Origin of the sequence: Collinsella aerofaciens (assembly GCF_964243765.1) — a bacterium.
Lineage (GTDB): Bacteria > Actinomycetota > Coriobacteriia > Coriobacteriales > Coriobacteriaceae > Collinsella > Collinsella aerofaciens_BU.
Genome location: NZ_CAXTGI010000007.1, coordinates 22,513 through 38,500 on the forward strand (window position 1 = coordinate 22,513; position 15,988 = coordinate 38,500).

The 15,988-nt window shown below is 59.9% G+C and carries 14 protein-coding genes and 1 riboswitch; of the genes, 6 read left to right on the plus strand and 8 right to left on the minus strand.

The window, feature by feature from the left end; all coding sequences use genetic code 11:
• Nucleotides 1-185 precede the first annotated feature (185 nt).
• Together ACESSC_RS06110 and ACESSC_RS06115 are read left to right on the plus strand one after the other, a co-directional pair.
• Complete coding sequence (locus ACESSC_RS06110; protein ID WP_373161918.1) at nt 186-1,937, plus strand: ABC transporter ATP-binding protein; 1,752 nt, start codon at nt 186-188, stop codon at nt 1,935-1,937.
• Nucleotides 1,930-2,676 (plus strand): energy-coupling factor transporter transmembrane component T family protein, encoded by a 747-nt coding sequence (locus ACESSC_RS06115; protein WP_117773924.1) that lies wholly within the window; start codon nt 1,930-1,932, stop codon nt 2,674-2,676. The genes ACESSC_RS06110 and ACESSC_RS06115 overlap by 8 nt, the downstream gene beginning before the upstream one ends.
• 125 nt (nt 2,677-2,801) lie before the next feature.
• Here the strand turns inward: ACESSC_RS06115 and ACESSC_RS06120 are convergent, their stop codons facing one another.
• Nucleotides 2,802-3,548, minus strand: coding sequence for an aspartate/glutamate racemase family protein (locus ACESSC_RS06120; RefSeq protein ID WP_373161921.1), 747 nt, complete (start codon nt 3,546-3,548; stop codon nt 2,802-2,804).
• An 84-nt stretch (nt 3,549-3,632) separates the two neighbouring features.
• A complete protein-coding gene (locus ACESSC_RS06125) occupies nt 3,633-4,889 on the minus strand; it encodes a carboxylate--amine ligase (protein WP_099431498.1) in 1,257 nt (418 codons plus the stop codon).
• Between the two features lie 395 nt (nt 4,890-5,284).
• On the opposite strand from ACESSC_RS06125, the gene ACESSC_RS06130 reads away from it, so the two are divergent.
• The gene (locus tag ACESSC_RS06130; protein ID WP_117655310.1) at nt 5,285-6,418 is read left to right on the plus strand and encodes a coiled-coil domain-containing protein; all 1,134 of its coding nucleotides are present in this window, start codon (nt 5,285-5,287) and stop codon (nt 6,416-6,418) included.
• A gap of 37 nt (nt 6,419-6,455) precedes the next feature.
• On the opposite strand, the gene ACESSC_RS06135 is transcribed toward ACESSC_RS06130, so the two are convergent.
• From ACESSC_RS06135 to ACESSC_RS06155, 5 genes are all read right to left on the minus strand, one after another.
• Nucleotides 6,456-7,835, minus strand: a complete 1,380-nt coding sequence (locus tag ACESSC_RS06135) for a serine/threonine protein kinase (RefSeq protein ID WP_373161924.1) — start codon at nt 7,833-7,835, stop codon at nt 6,456-6,458.
• 98 nt (nt 7,836-7,933) lie between these two features.
• Nucleotides 7,934-8,356 (minus strand): helix-turn-helix domain-containing protein, encoded by a 423-nt coding sequence (locus ACESSC_RS06140; protein WP_117773920.1) that lies wholly within the window; start codon nt 8,354-8,356, stop codon nt 7,934-7,936.
• A gap of 32 nt (nt 8,357-8,388) precedes the next feature.
• A complete protein-coding gene (locus ACESSC_RS06145) occupies nt 8,389-8,832 on the minus strand; it encodes an FxLYD domain-containing protein (protein WP_373161927.1) in 444 nt (147 codons plus the stop codon).
• Between the two features lie 164 nt (nt 8,833-8,996).
• Nucleotides 8,997-9,266 (minus strand): hypothetical protein, encoded by a 270-nt coding sequence (locus ACESSC_RS06150; RefSeq protein ID WP_373161929.1) that lies wholly within the window; start codon nt 9,264-9,266, stop codon nt 8,997-8,999.
• A gap of 56 nt (nt 9,267-9,322) precedes the next feature.
• Nucleotides 9,323-10,510: an amidohydrolase gene (locus tag ACESSC_RS06155; RefSeq protein ID WP_373161932.1), complete on the minus strand. Its 1,188-nt coding sequence runs from the start codon at nt 10,508-10,510 to the stop codon at nt 9,323-9,325.
• Nucleotides 10,511-10,656: 146 nt separating this feature from the next.
• A riboswitch (Lysine riboswitch) is annotated at nt 10,657-10,825 on the plus strand.
• Nucleotides 10,826-10,890: 65 nt separating this feature from the next.
• Here ACESSC_RS06155 and dapA point away from each other — a divergent pair.
• Genes dapA through dapD form a run of 3 tightly spaced genes read left to right on the plus strand, consistent with a single transcriptional unit; the run spans nt 10,891 to nt 14,692 of the window.
• Nucleotides 10,891-13,200: a 4-hydroxy-tetrahydrodipicolinate synthase gene (gene dapA / locus ACESSC_RS06160; RefSeq protein ID WP_373161934.1), complete on the plus strand. Its 2,310-nt coding sequence runs from the start codon at nt 10,891-10,893 to the stop codon at nt 13,198-13,200.
• Nucleotides 13,193-13,933, plus strand: coding sequence for a 4-hydroxy-tetrahydrodipicolinate reductase (dapB, locus tag ACESSC_RS06165; RefSeq protein ID WP_373161936.1), 741 nt, complete (start codon nt 13,193-13,195; stop codon nt 13,931-13,933). The genes dapA and dapB overlap by 8 nt, the downstream gene beginning before the upstream one ends.
• Before the next feature lie 39 nt (nt 13,934-13,972).
• Nucleotides 13,973-14,692, plus strand: a complete 720-nt coding sequence (dapD, locus tag ACESSC_RS06170) for a 2,3,4,5-tetrahydropyridine-2,6-dicarboxylate N-acetyltransferase (protein ID WP_373161938.1) — start codon at nt 13,973-13,975, stop codon at nt 14,690-14,692.
• Between the two features lie 247 nt (nt 14,693-14,939).
• Here the strand turns inward: dapD and ACESSC_RS06175 are convergent, their stop codons facing one another.
• Nucleotides 14,940-15,944 (minus strand): nucleoid-associated protein, encoded by a 1,005-nt coding sequence (locus ACESSC_RS06175; protein WP_022094136.1) that lies wholly within the window; start codon nt 15,942-15,944, stop codon nt 14,940-14,942.
• Nucleotides 15,945-15,988 lie beyond the last annotated feature (44 nt).

Consider the following 15,988-nt stretch of genomic DNA (forward strand, 5'->3'; position numbering starts at 1 on the left):
TTGGCGTTCATTCGTCGCTCGCGTACCCAAGTACGCTTCGCTCCTCTTTCGCGCCAACCCGGGGCACCTCGTAAAGCCGTCTCCGCGCTCCACCAACACAAGACTGTCCCAAATAACTAGCTTTTGGGGACGTTCTTAAACGACTGGTCATGTAAAAACGTCCCCAATGACTATGAAAGGCATCCATGGAAACGATCATCAACGTCGACGATGTCTCGTTCTCCTATGGCACGCAGACCGAGCAGGCGCTCAGCCACATCTCGCTCAGCGTGAACAAGGGAGATTTCATCGGCATCATCGGGCCCTCGGGCGCCGGCAAGTCCACGCTTGCCGCCTGCCTGTCGGGTGCCGTGCCCCACCACTACACCGGCACGTTCTTTGGGTCCGTCATGGTTGGCGGCCACGACACCTGCGAAGCCTCGCTCACCGACGTGTCGCAAATCGTCGGCAGCGTGCTGCAGGATATCGACACGCAGATGGTCGCCTCGGTCGTCGAGGACGAGATGCTCTTTGGCCTCGAGAACTTTGGCGTTCCCCACGACCAGATCGAGCAGCGCGTGAGCGAAACACTCGAGACCGTCGGCATCAGCGACCTGCGCGACCGCGAGATCGCCACCCTTTCGGGCGGACAGAAGCAAAAGGTAGCCATCGCCGCCATCCTCGCCATGCGTCCGCGCGTCTTGGTTCTCGACGAGCCCACCGCGGCACTCGACCCCGCCAGCTCCACGTTGGTCTTCGAAACGCTGCGTGAGGCAAACCGCGCACTTGGAATTACCATCGTCGTCGTTGAGCAAAAGGTCGCCCTGCTCTCGGAGTACTGCAACCGCGTGCTCGTGCTCAACCATGGCGAAATCGCGCTGCAGGGCGAGCCACACGAGGTCTTCGCGCATACCGACGAGCTCCGTGCCATCGGCGTCGACTGCCCTCGCGTCACGCGTATCTTCAATAGCCTCGAGGCCGATGGCCTGGTAAGCGGTACCCCTTGCTTGAATGTCGATGAGGCCGAGCGCCTGATTTCGGGCATCGTCGACCCCGCACGCGCGGCCAGCGAAGCCCAGGCGCCCGCCGGCTCCCCGCATGCACCGTCGTTGCGCCCTCATGCCAAGGACGCCGAACCCGTACTCACCTTCGACCATGTTGAGTTTGCCTATCCCAATGGCGGCGCCGCCGTACACGACCTCAACCTGACCCTCTATCCCGGCGAGCTCGTGGGCATCGTCGGCCAGAACGGTGCCGGCAAGACCACGCTCACCAAGCTGCTCACAGGCCTGCTTAAGCCCGCCTCGGGCAGCGTGCGCGTTACGGGGCTGGACACCGCAGCCGTTCCCACGAGCCGCATCGCCCGCGAAGTCGCAACCCTCTTCCAAAACCCCGACCGCCAGATCTGCAAGGATACCGTACTCGACGAGGTCGCTTTTGGCCTGGAGCTTGCCGGCATCGACCGTGCCGAGGCTCTGCGTCGCGCTCGACTCGTTATCGACCGCTTTGGCCTGCCTGCCGATGAGGCACCTTTCTCGCTTTCGCGCGGCCAGCGACAAATGGTGGCGCTTGCCTCCGTCGTAGTTGTTGAGCCCAAGATCGTCGTGCTCGACGAGCCCACGAGCGGCCTTGATTACCGCGAGTGCATGACCGTCATGGAAACGGTGCGCACCATGGCCGAGCGCGGCTGCGCCGTGATTATGGTCTGTCACGACATGGAAGTCGTTTCCGACTTTGCCGAGCGTATCGTAGTAATGGCCGACGGTCGTATCCTCGACCGCGGCCGCACGCACGAGCTATTCTCGAACATCGATCTCATGCGGCGTGCCTACGTGGAGCCTCCCCAGGTTATTGAACTCTCGCGCCGTCTGGCACCTTCCGTCTCGCCCGCTTTTGCGCAGGTGAGCGAGGTCACCGATGTCGTTCGAATTACCAAGGAGATGGTCCACCGTGGTTAACGTCATCGATTACATGCCGGGCGATACGCTACTGCATCGTTTGAACCCCGTCGTCAAACTGGGCCTCGCCGCCGCCATCATCGTCGGCATCTTCTTGTCCGACACCTACGTGGCGCTGCTGGGCTTTTTGGCACTCACCCTTGCGCTGGGTGCCTATGCCGGCGTCGTCGACCGTCTGCTCTCGCTACTCAAGCTGCTGATTCCGCTCGCGCTTATCATGCTGGTGCTCCAGCTAGCCTTTATGCGCGATGGCAACGTGGTGTGGGGCTTTATCACCGACACGGGCCTCATCACGGGATCGAAGGCCTGCCTGCGCCTGCTGGGCGTGGCGTTACCACTCATCCTCATGCTCATGGTGACCAAGCTCAACGACCTTGCCAACGCCTGCGTCGAGGTGCTGCACGTGCCGTATCGCTATGCCTTCACCTTTACCACGGCGCTACGCTTTGTGCCGGTGTTTGGTCAGGAGATGAACGCCATCATGGAAGCGCAGACCGCACGCGGCGTCGAGTACGACACCAAGAACCCCATCAAGAAGCTTAAGCTCATGCTGCCACTGTGCGTGCCACTGCTCATCTCGAGCGTGGGCAAGACCGATGCCACAGCCTTGGCGGCAGAACAGCGCGGCTTCTATCTGCGTACACGCGCCAGCTCGTACAAGCGCTACCCCATCAAGGGCCTGGACATCGCCGTGCTCATCGTCAGCATCGCTCTCATCGCCATCGGCTTCCTGTTCTAGTTCGCCACCGACAGCAACCGCCCAACGCAAAAGGCCTCGGCTCGCACCAAACGAGCCGAGGCCTTTACTGTTTCACCAGATAAAACCTACCAAAATTAACCTGTCCCTTTTTGACAGGTCGGAAGCTAGAGGCGGTAGGGGGCGCCGCTGCGGATGATGGATTCGCGCACCAGGACATCCATGGCATCGAGGGTGATCTCGGGCATCTCTCGATACTTCTGCAGCACCGATAGCTCGGTGCAGGCCAGAATGACACGGTCGCAGCCGCTACGGGCGAACTCCCACATCACGCGGTCGAACTTATCCATATCGGGCTCACGTCCGGCCTTCACATCACCGTAGATAAGCGACATCACATCGTTCTGACGTTTCTCGCTGGGATAGACAACCTCAACACCCGCAGCCTCGCATTCGCGGCCGTAGACGCCCGCGCCCACGGTTCCGTCGGTTCCCATAATGCCAATCTTGTGCACCGGCTCGGCCGGCATACTCAGGTTGGGGTCGAACTCGCACTCCCCCATCACCGCACCCGCAAGGGCATAGCGAACCGACTCGCGCGGCATGTGGATAATCGGCACCTTCGTAAACGACTGGATCTGGTCGTAGAAGTAGTGTGACGTGTTGCAGGGAATGGCAATGTGCGCGCAGCCCAGCGACTCGAGTGCCTGAGCACACTCTTTCATGGTCGCCAGCAGCTTGGCATGCTCGCCGGTCTTAATGGCAAGCGTGCGGTCGGGCATGGTCGACTTGGAGAGCACCACCATGTCGATATGTTCCTGATCACAGGCAGCAGCCGTATGACGCACCACCTGGTCGTAGTAATACGACGTGGCCTCGGCGCCCATGCCGCCGATAACTCCCAGCTTTTCCATCGCCGCCTCCTTGGTGACGCTTGCGCAATTGCGCGTATCATACCCGCGCCCGCCCGATGTAAACCGGACGGGCGCCGCACTCATCTACTTGTAATACGTCTTGAACAGCTTAAAGTGGCGCAGCTTGGTGTGCCACATGCGCAGCCAGCGGTTAAAGACAAAGTCGCCCTTCATAAACGAAGGGTCGGCGCCCTTGCCTTCCTTGTCCAGGCGATGCACCTTAGCGCGCAGCTCGGGATCCTTGACGTACTTGTCGACGACGCCCATGGGAACGACCATCCACAGCGCCTCGTCCTGCGCCGTCACAAACTCCGGCTCAAACGGGCGGTTGAACACATACTCGTCCACCACATACTTGGCAACGTTAAAGCCGCTGTTAGTGACGTAGTAGTTGCTGCGACCTTGGCGCGTGTTGAAATCGAAGAACTTAAACGAGCCGTCGCGCTCGTCATACTTAACGTCAAAGTTGGAATAGCCCACAAAGTGAAGGTCCTCGAGCAACTTGCGCACGCCGCCCATGAGCTCGTCATTGGGCTCGGTGATGATACAGGCGTGGTTGCCGACACCGTGAGGCTGATGCTCCTCGAGCAGCACGTGACCCAGGCACATCATGCGCACCTTGCCGTTGCGGTCGGAATAACTGGTGAGCACGCGCATGTACTCGTCATTGCCGGGCACGCGATCCTGCAAGATCAGGTCGTCGGTGTAGCCGCTGGCATACGAGTCACGAATGACCTGTTCCAGCTCGGCACGGTCGGCAATCTCATAGGCCTTTTTCTGGCCCTCGAACTCGTGCTGCCACCACATGATGCCGTCAGAAGGCTTCAGAATCATCGGGTAGGGAAAATCGATCTGGTCGAGCACTTCGGCAGGCGCCTCGCCTTGGGCGTTCAGCATCGCCATGGTGAAGGTAAAGGTATGCGGATAGGGCACGCCATGCTTCTCGCACAGCTCGTAGAAGATCTCCTTCTTCTGACACTGCTCAAGCATGCTATAGGGAGCGTAAGGCGCGACGATGTTATCCGCCAACTCATGGGCATCCTTGGCCTGAGCCACGAGGGCAACATAGTTATCGCCACAGCCCACAAGGACAATCGTCTTATCGGCATGCGCTTGGGCAATGCCGTTGACGGTCCTGAGCATCACGGGCATGGTATCGATATCCACGTTGGGCGTGTAGTCGATAATCTGGCTGCGGTACGCGGGACCCGTCTGATACTTGCCAAAGACCAGGCTCTTGACCTGGTACTCCTCATAGAAGGCGCGCGCCACCGAATAGGCGTTGATGTCGCCACCGAGCAGCACGGGAATGAACTCGCGCTCTGTAAACTGCAATGCCATGGAAACTTCCTATCATGAACTGCCCACACAACGGGGCGGTCTTTGCGCAACTGATTTATTCTAGCGTGCCAAGCCGCCGGCGCCCAAAGCTCCACCGCATCTATGGCAATCGACGTAATCGTCCAGCATAAAGCCGCACTCACCGCGATGGGGCCTTGTAGCCGCAAACCCCCTGTTGAGATAGCTTTCACGACCGAAAGCCCGTCCGCAAACAGGCCCCCGTAACGTTAAAGTTGAACTCTATGGTTTCTCAACAATTCATCATAACTGCAGGTCAAAGCCAAAGCCTCAAGTTCAACTTGACCCTTTGGAACCTTTAAGGTTCAAGTTGAGGTCGAAAGCAGTAGTAGAATACCGTTCGAACCATAACCTACGATTGATTGCAGAGGGACTGGATGCAGCATTCGAATCATCGCACCGCAGCGCTCATTGCGTCGAAGCCGGCTCGTATCATCACGAGCGCCGCGCTCGCCGTTGCGCTGACGGCCACGCCGATGCTCTCCCCCGTTGCGGCGTATGCCGCCTCGCAGGCAACGCAGGACCAGCTTTCCGCAGCCCAGCAGAAGATCGAAGCCGCCACGAGCGCCTACAACGACGCCCGCACCAAACTCGATGACCTGCAAAAGCAGATTGACTCCAACGAGGCAAGCATCGAGGAAATCGAGGCTAAGCTTCCCGAGCAGCAGGCCAAGGCAAGCTCCGCCATGCGCGATCTGTACAAGTATCAGAAGGGCACCAATCCCATCGTGAGCTTCCTGGTCAATGCGCAGAGCCTGGGTGAGTTCATCACGACCTGCAAATACACCAACCAGATCACGAGCTCGAGCGTCAACGAGATCGAAGAGCTCAATAATATGCAAACCGAACTCGAGCAGAACAAGGCCGAGCTCCAGCAGGCCAAGTCACAGCTTGAGGCAGAGCAGAAAAACGCCGAGGATGCGCTGGCGCAGGCCCAGCAGCTCCGCAGCGAGGCACAGGCAAAAGCCGAGCAGGAAAATGCCGCCGAGCTTGCCAAGCTTGAGGCCGATAAGGCCGCTGCCGCCGAGAAGCTCTCGGGCGAGGGCGTAAGCGGCGGCAATTCCAGCAGCCAGGCCACCAACACCAACACCACCATAGACACCACGGTGAACAACTCCAATACCGGTAGTTCCGATTACGATTCGTTCATTAATGAGTGGACGAGCCGCATCGACAATTATCTTGCCGGCTCCCCCATGGCAGGCCAGGGCTATAACTTTGCCGTCGCCGCCTGGAATACCGGTGTCGACCCCCGTTGGTCCCCCGCCATCGCCTGTATCGAGAGCACCAAGGGTGCTTATTGCGCCAATTCTTACAACGCCTGGGGCTGGAGCGCCCGTGGCGGCGGTTGGCGCAGCTTTGGCAGCTGGAGCGAGGGCATCTCCGCTCACGTTGCCTATCTGGGTGCCAACTACGGCTCCACCCTTACTCCGGCAGCGGCCAAAAAGTACTGCCCGCCCACGTGGCAGGACTGGTATAACAAAGTCGCCGCTCAGATGAACCGCATCTAAGCGCAACTGCAAAGGGCCCCAATGGGGCCCTTTTCTTTTAGGTAGCGGAGGTATCGACGACGCCGGTCGCATTGGCAACCGCGACTATGACGATCATGCATAGGAGCAGCACACCCAATGCCTTGAGCCAGAGTTTCGCGAGTTTCTTGCCGCGATAGCTGTCGAGCAGTACGAATCGCCGACGAAGACGGCGCTTATCGAGCAGCGCAAAATGCATAAGCACCATAAGGCCATCGACAAAGAAAAAATACTCGATTATGAGAAGCCACGTCGGGTAGCTTTGGTTTGCTCCCGTGGGGTGAAAGACGGCAAAGTGACTTCCGGCAAAGAACACAAGTAGCGAGAAGCAGACAAGCGTATTCCAAATGCGCCCCAGAGACTCCGGAACGCGAGAGAGCAGACCGCATGCAACAGAGGCGGCAGGCCTAGGAAGCCCTGCGGGGTTCTGGAGCCCTTGGGGCGTCAACACCGTCTCCGAGTCTGGAGTACGGACAGGCGCAGGCGCAGGAGGCCGCACGGGGCGACTCAGATCGTATGCCGCGCGCGTAGCCCGTCCCAACGCTTCCGCACTCGCAAAACGCTTAGCCGGGTCGAGCGCCATCGACATGCAGATGACATCGGCAAGTGGAGTGGGAATGCCACGCGCCTCGCATTGCTCGCGCATGTCGAGCCCTGGTTTAGGGTCGATTCCCGTCAAGCAGAAGAACAACAGGGCGCCAAGTGCGTAGACGTCGCTGCGCACACTCGTCTGCCCAAACCCATACTGCTCGGGCGGCGCATAGGGTCGCGTGCCAAACTTGACGGTGTCGGCATCGGCGCCATCGCGCCATACGCGCGCGATCCCCAAGTCGATAATCACCAGCGATGAAAACGTCAGGCCCTCATCGAGCGTACGGCTCGCACCTGTCACGATGATATTCGATGGCTTGAGGTCGCGATGGATCACCGGCGCCGACGTCTCCCCCGCCATTGCAAAACCGGCGTGGAGCTCGCCCACGGCGTCGCAAAGGGCAGGATACAATTCACGCGCATAATCGGGGGTGGCTCCCAGACGGTCCACCAGCACCCCGAGCGTCTCTCCTTCGATATATTCCATAACCACGTTAAGCTCGTCGCCCACACGACGGCAATCGACGATTCTGGGCAGGTGCTCAAAACGCCCGCCCGCCCGCTGGGCGGCAAACAGACGCTCGTATACCCCGCCGATTTGAGCCGAAGCATCGATGCGTTTACGGACAAAGGGGCCGAGCGAACCACCGCCGGTTCCTTCAAAGTACACGAGCTCAGTTGTTTCAACGGACGAGCGCTTAAGTACACGCTCCACGCGATAGCTGTCGTCGCGATCGAGCGACGCCAGGTGCTCGGCAAGCGCTGCGGTCAGCTCGTCATCGGGATATGTTGGGGTCTGAGTATCCATAGCCTCCATCATAGCGCAGGGCGCAGACACCCCATGGCATCCGCGCCCCGTTCGTTTGCATCGTTGTTCGGCAGCTCCGCCGGCTCAGATATCAGCCGCTAACTCACCGTCTCCTCGCCAAAGCGATACAGCTCCTCGTTGACCTTTTGGAGGCTGCACCCGCGATCGATGCAAAAGATGATAATCGCGTCACGGCGATCCTTGCAGTTGAGGACGCTCACCCCGGCAGCCGTCAGCGCACGGTTGGTCTCTTTGAGCGTCAGCGCCATCGCAAAGGCAATCTGCAGCACCTTATTGCGACTCGGGTGACGCGCACCAGTAAAGATCTGATAGCCAAAGGTCTCATTGAGATCGGCCATACGAACCACGCGAGAGCGCTCCAAGCCCTTTTCCTGCATTAGCTGCTTCAGGTAGTCCGAAAGCGACGGGGCGGCAAAGTCGTGCTCCCTGATATAGCCATCGATGTTCGGTGCATCGAGAAGCTCATTGAGCAACTCCTCAGTCAGCTTTTTATCGGGCATACGACTTCACCTCCCCCAGTGCATGCAACATGCTAGAAACCGCTTACGTCCGAACGCTCCCAGCTAGCAACCTGGTCGGGAGACACCGTACCCAGCGCCTCGAACTTCCAGGAGCCGCCCGCCTTCAGATGATTGGTGTTTGCAAGAGCCGTTCCAACCTGGTTGCCATCGGCATCATACAGAACATACTCAATCTGAATGTAGCTCTTTTCCTTGTCCGTGTTATTGGTCAGCGTGCCCGTGATCTTATAGGCAAACTGACTGGAGGTGTCTTCAGCCTCGTCAGCAATGGTATACGGTTCTTGCGGTTCTTTTTGCTCCTCAGCCTGCTGTGTCGCCTCGGCAGGTTTTGCCGAATCGCTCGCAGGGGAATCGGTTGAATTGCCACCCATAGAGCCCACGGCACCGACGATAACCAGCACCACGATGACGCCCAGGACAATCTTGCCGATCGGCTTCTTTCCCTCTTTTGCCATTATTCATCCTTCCTACGATCCGGCTACCGCGCCGGCACACAGCACATCGTAGAAAGGATTGAACTTGAATTCATTAGCTGAGAGCTAAGGTTGCGGTAAACGGCCAATGCAGCTATCCAGACGCCGAGCAAACGCACTTTGCGTGACCGTCTGCTAGCAGCGCATCAACCCACCGTGACGGATTCCCCGGTAAAGGCACTGATCATCAACAGGGCAAAGAACACCAGGTAGCTGACACTCAGCGGGTACGCAATGATCAAGAAGACGGCCCATCCGACATTGGTCTTACCATCAGCACGACGTTGCTCGCGAGAACGGCACAGCCAGACCGTCACGCCAATGGCCACAATCAGCAACACGAGTGCCGCTGCTGCCACCCCGGCAAGCGCAAACATCACGCCAATGCTCACAGCAATAACCGGAAGCAGTAGCAAGCCACACCCGCATCCACCCGGGCTATATACGGCAGACTGTCGGCGTCGTTCCATCGTCACTCCAAGCCAAGCAATCGTTTGTAGACATCGAGGCCCTTGAGTAGGATTTCCTCGTCGAAGAGCATGCTATCGGTATGCAGAGCGCTTGTGGCATAGGCTGGGCAGCCATCAGCGTCGATCGGGTTTTCTTGTCCCTCTGGCACGCCCGTGCCCAGCAAGAAAAACACGCCCGGCAGATGGCGCTGATAGAACGAGAAATCCTCGGCGATCAGCAGCGGCTCGTCCACAAGTTGCAGCTCGGACAAGGCGGGCGCAATGTGGGCGAACAGCTCGGGGTCGTTATCGACTGGCGGATAGCCCTCGGCAAAATTGAGATCGTACGTGCAGCCCGTTGCGGTGCACGCCTCGTCGAGCGCACGGCGCACACCCTCGCGCGCACGGTCGAACATGGCGTCCGTAAACACACGCAAGCTACCGGCGACATGGGCCTCCCCCGCTACCGCATTGCAGACGGTGCCGGCCTGCAACAGGCCGAACTTACCAATGCAGGGCTCGTCGGCACCCAACTCGTCCATGAGTTCGCGCTCGGAAACCAAGAACTTGGCAGCCGCCAGCGCCGCATCGTGCGACTCCTCGACCGGAACGCCATAGGTCTTAGCGATATGGATGCTCGTCCCGTGAATATGAATGTGCATCTCACTCGAACGCGCCAGCAGCGGACCGGAACAGCTCGCCAACGTGCCGGCGGGCAAATCGGGCCATACGTGGAAGCCGAAGATGCGATCCGCCCCGTAGCGCTCGAACACGCCGCTCTCGCACACCGTCTTGGCACCACCAGTCGTCTCCTCGGCCGGCTGAAACACAAAGAGCACATTGCGCTTAATGGCGCCCGGCTGCTCACGGATCGTACGGTCGACAAAGGTTGCCGCCGCGAGCGCCATGGCCATGTGACCGTCGTGACCGCACGCATGCATCTTACCGGGATGCGTCGAGGCAAAGGCCGCGCCCGTTGCCTCCGCGATGGGCAGGGCGTCCATATCGGCTCGAATCGCCGTGGCATGCGCTGCGCCCGTGCCGGCATCGAAGAAAGCGCAGACGCAGCTGGGGCACGGATGGGTCACCTCGCAGGCGAGCGGAGCGAGCACGCCCTCGATATAGGCGATGGTTTGCGGAAGATCGAAGTCGAGCTCCGGAATGCGGTGCAAGTCGCGACGATAGCGACGAAGTTCTTGGAGCTCGGTCATAAAGGATCCTTTCATAGGTGCGCGCCAGTTGCCATCTTATTGTGCCGCAAGATTACCGCACACTTATTTCCAGCATATCCCTGCATTTTTTAAACGTTATATACGAATACTCTTGTTTGGTAAAGTGCAACGTGGTAGGGTCTTTACCACTTGATAGAGGCGCGGGCACGATGAGCCGCGGGCGAGTCGGCAGACTTTGACCCCGCGGGGAGGCGAAACCCGCCGAACTGGGCTTTTCGGGCACGAACAGCCTGGTGGGCCTGCGGGAAACACCCGCAGGACTGTCTGCAGCAATGCGGGAGCGCTATCCGGACATTGGGTCCACGCTATGCGGATTCGATGCGCAGATGGCGCCGTCTGGATAGCGAGGTTTACGGGACATGGCATTGACCCCCAACGAGGCATATGCGGCCAAGCAGCCGTTTGTGGACAAGGAGACGCTCGAGCATATCATCGAGCAGTTCCCCACGCCGTTTCATCTATATGACGAGGCGGGCATCCGCCGCAACATGCAAGAGGTGCGCGACGCCTTCGCATGGAACCCGGGCTTTAAGGAATACTTTGCCGTCAAGGCCAACCCCAACCCGGCGCTCATCTCCATCCTCAACGAATACGGCTGCGGCTGCGATTGTTCGAGCTATACCGAGCTCATGATCGCCCGCTCGCTGGGTATCACCGGCCACGACATCATGTTCTCGTCCAACGACACGCCGGCGGCGGACTTTGCCCTTGCAGATAAACTGGGCGCCATCGTCAACTTTGACGACATAAGCCACATCGAGTTCTTTGAGCGCGTCGCGGGCCCCATCCCCAAGACGGTAAGCTGCCGTTTTAACCCGGGCGGCCTGTTCCAGCTCTCCAACGGCATCATGGACAACCCGGGCGACTCCAAGTACGGCATGACCACCGAGCAGCTCTTCGAGGCTTTCCGCATGCTCAAGGCCAAGGGCGCCGAGAATTTTGGCATCCATGCCTTCCTTGCCAGTAATACCGTCACTAACGACTACTATCCCAAGCTCGCACGCATCCTCTTTGAACTTGCCGTGCGCCTGGAGCGTGAAACGGGCGCACATGTCGCCTTTATCAATCTGTCCGGCGGTGTGGGTATCCCCTACCTGCCCGAGCAGCAGGCTAACGACATCCGTGCCATCGGCGAGGGCGTACACGCGGCCTACGACGAGATCCTGGTTCCCGCCGGCATGGGCGATGTGGCGATTTGCACCGAGATGGGTCGCTTTATGATGGGCCCCTACGGCTGCCTGGTGACCAAGGCCATCCACGAAAAGCAGATCTACAAGGACTATATCGGCGTGGACGCAAGCGCCGTCGACCTCATTCGTCCCGCTATGTATGGTGCCTACCACCACATTACGGTGATGGGACAGCCGGGCGGCGCCGACAAGACCGCAGCACCGGTCACGAACACGTATGACATCACGGGCAACTTGTGCGAGAACAACGATAAGTTCGCCATCGACCGCTCGCTGCCGTATATCGACATGGGCGACCTGCTCGTGATCCACGATACCGGCGCGCATGGCTACTCCATGGGCTACAACTACAACGGCCGTCTGCGCTCCGCCGAGGTGCTGCTGCGCCCCGATGGCTCGGCCGACCTCATCCGCCGCGCCGAGCGCCCGGTCGATTACTTTGCCACGCTCGACGTGCTGCCGTGCGGCCGAGAGTTGCTGGCCAAGTCGCACGCCGAAAGTGCCCGCCGCCGCGCTCAGGACGAGCGCCTGGCCGTCGCCGCTCAGTGGAACAAACGCATCCAGATCGCGGAAGCGAAGGAGAAGAACATGGACATCCGCAATCTCGAGGGTTCAATCGTCGCCCTTGTCACGCCGTTTAAAAAGGACGGCAGTGTCGACTTTGACGCGCTCGAGCGCCTTATCGATTTCCACCTGCAAAATGGCACCGATGCCATCCTCACCCTGGGCACCACCGGCGAGAGCGCCACGATGACCGACGACGAGGACAACTCCGTTGTCGCCGCAGTGGTCAAGCAGGTTGCAGGACGCGTCCCCGTCATTGCCGGCTCGGGCTCCAACTCCACGCAGACCATGCTCACCAAGTCGCTCACCTATCAGGGACTGGGCGCCGACGGCCTGCTGCTCATTACCCCCTACTACAACAAGTCCAACGAAGAGGGCATCTACCAGCACTTTAAGACCGTGGCCGACGCCGTGGACATCCCCTGCATCCTGTACAACATCCCCGGCCGCTGCGGCTGCGGCATCAGCGTGCACAACGTGGAGCGCTTGGCCGCGCACCCCAACATCATGGGCATCAAGGAGGCCTCGGGCAACGTCGCCTACGCAGCCAAGATCGCCCACCTGCTGTCCGATGACTTCCGCATGTACTCGGGCGAGGACGCACTCACCGTTCCGCTCATGAGCCTAGGCGCCTCAGGCACCATCAGCGTGTGGGCAGATGTTCAGCCGCAGCTCGTGCATGACATGTGCCGCGCCTATCTGGACGGCGACGTAGCGCGCGCCCGCGATATCCAGATTGCCGGCCAGCCGCTCATCAATGCCCTCTTTAGCGAGGTCAACCCCATCCCAGTTAAGGAAGCGCTCGCCCAGATGGGTATGATCGAGGCAAACTACCGCATGCCGCTGTGCCCCATGGCCAACGACACGCGAGCCGCACTTACCGATGCTCTGAAGGGAGCTGGTCTGCTTGATTAAGACCGTCATTATGGGAACGGGCCGCATGGGCTCGCTCATCCGCACTACCGCCGAAGGCATTGTCGACGCCGCCGGGCAGCCCGTTTTTGATATCGTGGCCCACATCGGCTTCGACTTGTCCGAGCTCGAGAGCGCCCCGGCAGCCGACGTCATCATCGACTTCTCGAACGTCGTGACCTTCGATGCCGTCGTCGCCTATGTCGAGTGCACGGGCGCGGCGTTGGTCTCGGGCACTACAGGCTACACACCCGAGCAGATGGATCGCCTGCGCGAGCTGGGTCAGAACGCCCGCGTCATGCACTCCGGCAATTACTCCATCGGTATCGCAGCCCTGCGTCATCTGGTAGCACAGGCCACACGCGAGCTGCCCGGCTTTGACTGCGAAATCGTCGAGACGCACCATAACCAAAAGGTCGATGCCCCCAGCGGCACTGCCAAATTGCTGCTCGATGCCGTAGTCGAAACCGAGCCCGAGGCAGGCTACCACCCCGTCTATGGCCGCGAGGGCATGTGCGGAGCGCGCGACCCCAAGGAGATCGGCATGCACTCGCTGCGCGGTGGCACTGTCGCCGGCGTGCACGAAGTGAGTTTCTTTGGCCAGGACGAAGAAGTCACGCTCACGCATCGCGCCGCAAGCCGTCAGATCTTCGTCAACGGCGCCCTGGCAGCCGCGCAGAAGCTCGTCACCCGCGAGCACGGCTTCTATACGTTCGACCAGGTCATGTTTGCCTAACCAGGTATCAACCGGATCCACCCAAAGGAGAGACAGCAAATGAGCAATGCAGCCGAGATGGATGCCCAGGAGATTATCAACTACATCGCCACAGCGCCCAAAAAGACGCCCGTCAAACTGTACGTGCGCGAGAAGCCCGGCATGAAGGTCCAGTGGGGCAATGCGCACGTCTACGGCGGTCGTCGTGGCAAGACCGTCTTTGGTGACTGGGATGAGCTCAAAGCCATCCTTGATGCCAATGCCGATTCCATCGATTACTACGATGTGGAGAACGATTGCCGCAACTCCGCCGTGCCCATGCTCGACCTTAAGGGCATCAACGCCCGCATCGAGCCGGGCGCGATCATCCGTGACCGCGTCGAGATCGGCGACCGCGCCGTCATCATGATGGGTGCCATCATCAATATCGGCTCCGTCATCGGTGAGGGCTCCATGATCGACATGGGCGCCGTGCTGGGCGGCCGCGCCACCGTGGGCAAGAACTGCCACATCGGCGCTGGAACCGTGTTGGCAGGCGTCGTTGAACCCGCAAGCGCCACGCCCGTCATCATCGAGGACGATGTCATGATCGGCGCCAACGCCGTGGTCCTGGAGGGCGTGCACGTAGGCAAGGGCGCCGTCGTTGCCGCCGGCGCCGTGTGCGTCGAGGACGTCCCCGCCGGCGCCGTCGTGGCCGGTGTCCCCGCCCGCGTCATCAAGATGCGCGACGCCCAGACCGACAGCAAGACCGGCCTGGAAGAGGGCTTACGTCAACTGTAGGGTTACGCGGTTTTACCAAACCGCGTAACTAGCCGACGCTGCAAACGCCCCAGAGCGGCAATCTGACGTTCAGTCGTCGGGCATGACCAAAAGGTCAATGCCCTCCTCTTTCACGTCACCTTGCTCGCTCTGGGGCGTTTTCGCTGACTTATGCTCAACCAGTAGCGAAATTAAGCCCCAAGTAAAAAGGCCGAAGCCCTCATCCGAGGCTTCGGCCTTCGCTTTCTCGCTGCAGGCGTAACGCAACTTATCGATTCTCGATGCTGCCGATGTTTTTGAGTTCGATGGAAATGAGGCCGTTGGGCTCGTTGACGAACTCGATGTACTCGGAGTTCGAGCCCATCTCGGCCGGAAAGCTGATCTCGATGCCCGTATCGGTACGAATCTTATGATTGCGAACCGCCGCGCGTTCGACCTGCTTGCGCTCCACGGGCACACGCTCAGGCACCTTCTCCTCAGTCAGTGCCGCGCGCACGCTCTCCTTGATAACCGGTTCGTCCTCAAAGACCTCATCGACGATATCCCAGGGCGGCAGCTCCTCGTCATCCTCGACTTTCTCGGCGACGGCAGCCTTAACCTTGGCGAGCGCCACGGCCGTATTGGCACCGTGCTCCTCGGCGACTTCCTCGACCACACGCGTCACGGTGTCGATGACCTCCTTGCCTGATACGCCCGTGTCGCACTGCAGCAGGCCATCGGGGATAAGCATACGGTCCTCACCGGCAATCTTGCGCTTCTTGTCCACGTAACCGATCTCCATGGTGCTCGCACGCACGATGGCATAGCTCGGCACCTTTTGCGAGGGGTTCGGCAGAATGGCGTAGTGGCGCGCGATGTCGTTGCGCACCTCCCCCTCCTCGCGGCCCACTTCGTGCATAAAAGCCTGCTTGGAGCCCAGCAGCATCACGGCAAACCAGCGGGCATCCTCATCGTCGTCAAAATCGGCCACGAGCACGTCGGTTGACTCGGCTTTCTCGGCTTTGGTGAGCTCGGAGGAGATAAACTCCGCAATCTGCTGCGACAGGTCCACGAACTCGCGCTCGCCAAAGAAATAGCCCTTGAGCTCGCCGCCAAACGCAGAGTTCTCGGCAAACGTGGCGCGTTTATTGTCGGCCGAGGTACGTGCGCGGCGCAGATGCGTGGTCACGAAGTTGCGCACGGTACGGCTCTCGATATCGAGCTCGCGCTGGCTCATAACGTTGACGGCAGAGTCAAAGTCCAGGATATGCAGAATCGCGTGATTGATTTTCATATACGGCATTCCGTTCTAGATCGATTTCGGCACGAACCAGTATA

What these genes read in the sequence shown, in the direction of transcription:
- ACESSC_RS06110 (WP_373161918.1), top strand. Translation starts at nt 186, where the DNA reads ATGGAAACGATCATCAACGTCGACGATGTCTCGTTCTCCTATGGCACG.
- ACESSC_RS06120 (WP_373161921.1), bottom strand. Translation starts at nt 3,548, where the DNA reads ATGGAAAAGCTGGGAGTTATCGGCGGCATGGGCGCCGAGGCCACGTCG.
- ACESSC_RS06125 (WP_099431498.1), bottom strand. Translation starts at nt 4,889, where the DNA reads ATGGCATTGCAGTTTACAGAGCGCGAGTTCATTCCCGTGCTGCTCGGT.
- ACESSC_RS06130 (WP_117655310.1), top strand. Translation starts at nt 5,285, where the DNA reads ATGCAGCATTCGAATCATCGCACCGCAGCGCTCATTGCGTCGAAGCCG.
- ACESSC_RS06135 (WP_373161924.1), bottom strand. Translation starts at nt 7,835, where the DNA reads ATGGATACTCAGACCCCAACATATCCCGATGACGAGCTGACCGCAGCG.
- ACESSC_RS06140 (WP_117773920.1), bottom strand. Translation starts at nt 8,356, where the DNA reads ATGCCCGATAAAAAGCTGACTGAGGAGTTGCTCAATGAGCTTCTCGAT.
- ACESSC_RS06145 (WP_373161927.1), bottom strand. Translation starts at nt 8,832, where the DNA reads ATGGCAAAAGAGGGAAAGAAGCCGATCGGCAAGATTGTCCTGGGCGTC.
- ACESSC_RS06155 (WP_373161932.1), bottom strand. Translation starts at nt 10,510, where the DNA reads ATGACCGAGCTCCAAGAACTTCGTCGCTATCGTCGCGACTTGCACCGC.
- dapA (WP_373161934.1), top strand. Translation starts at nt 10,891, where the DNA reads ATGGCATTGACCCCCAACGAGGCATATGCGGCCAAGCAGCCGTTTGTG.
- dapD (WP_373161938.1), top strand. Translation starts at nt 13,973, where the DNA reads ATGAGCAATGCAGCCGAGATGGATGCCCAGGAGATTATCAACTACATC.
- ACESSC_RS06175 (WP_022094136.1), bottom strand. Translation starts at nt 15,944, where the DNA reads ATGAAAATCAATCACGCGATTCTGCATATCCTGGACTTTGACTCTGCC.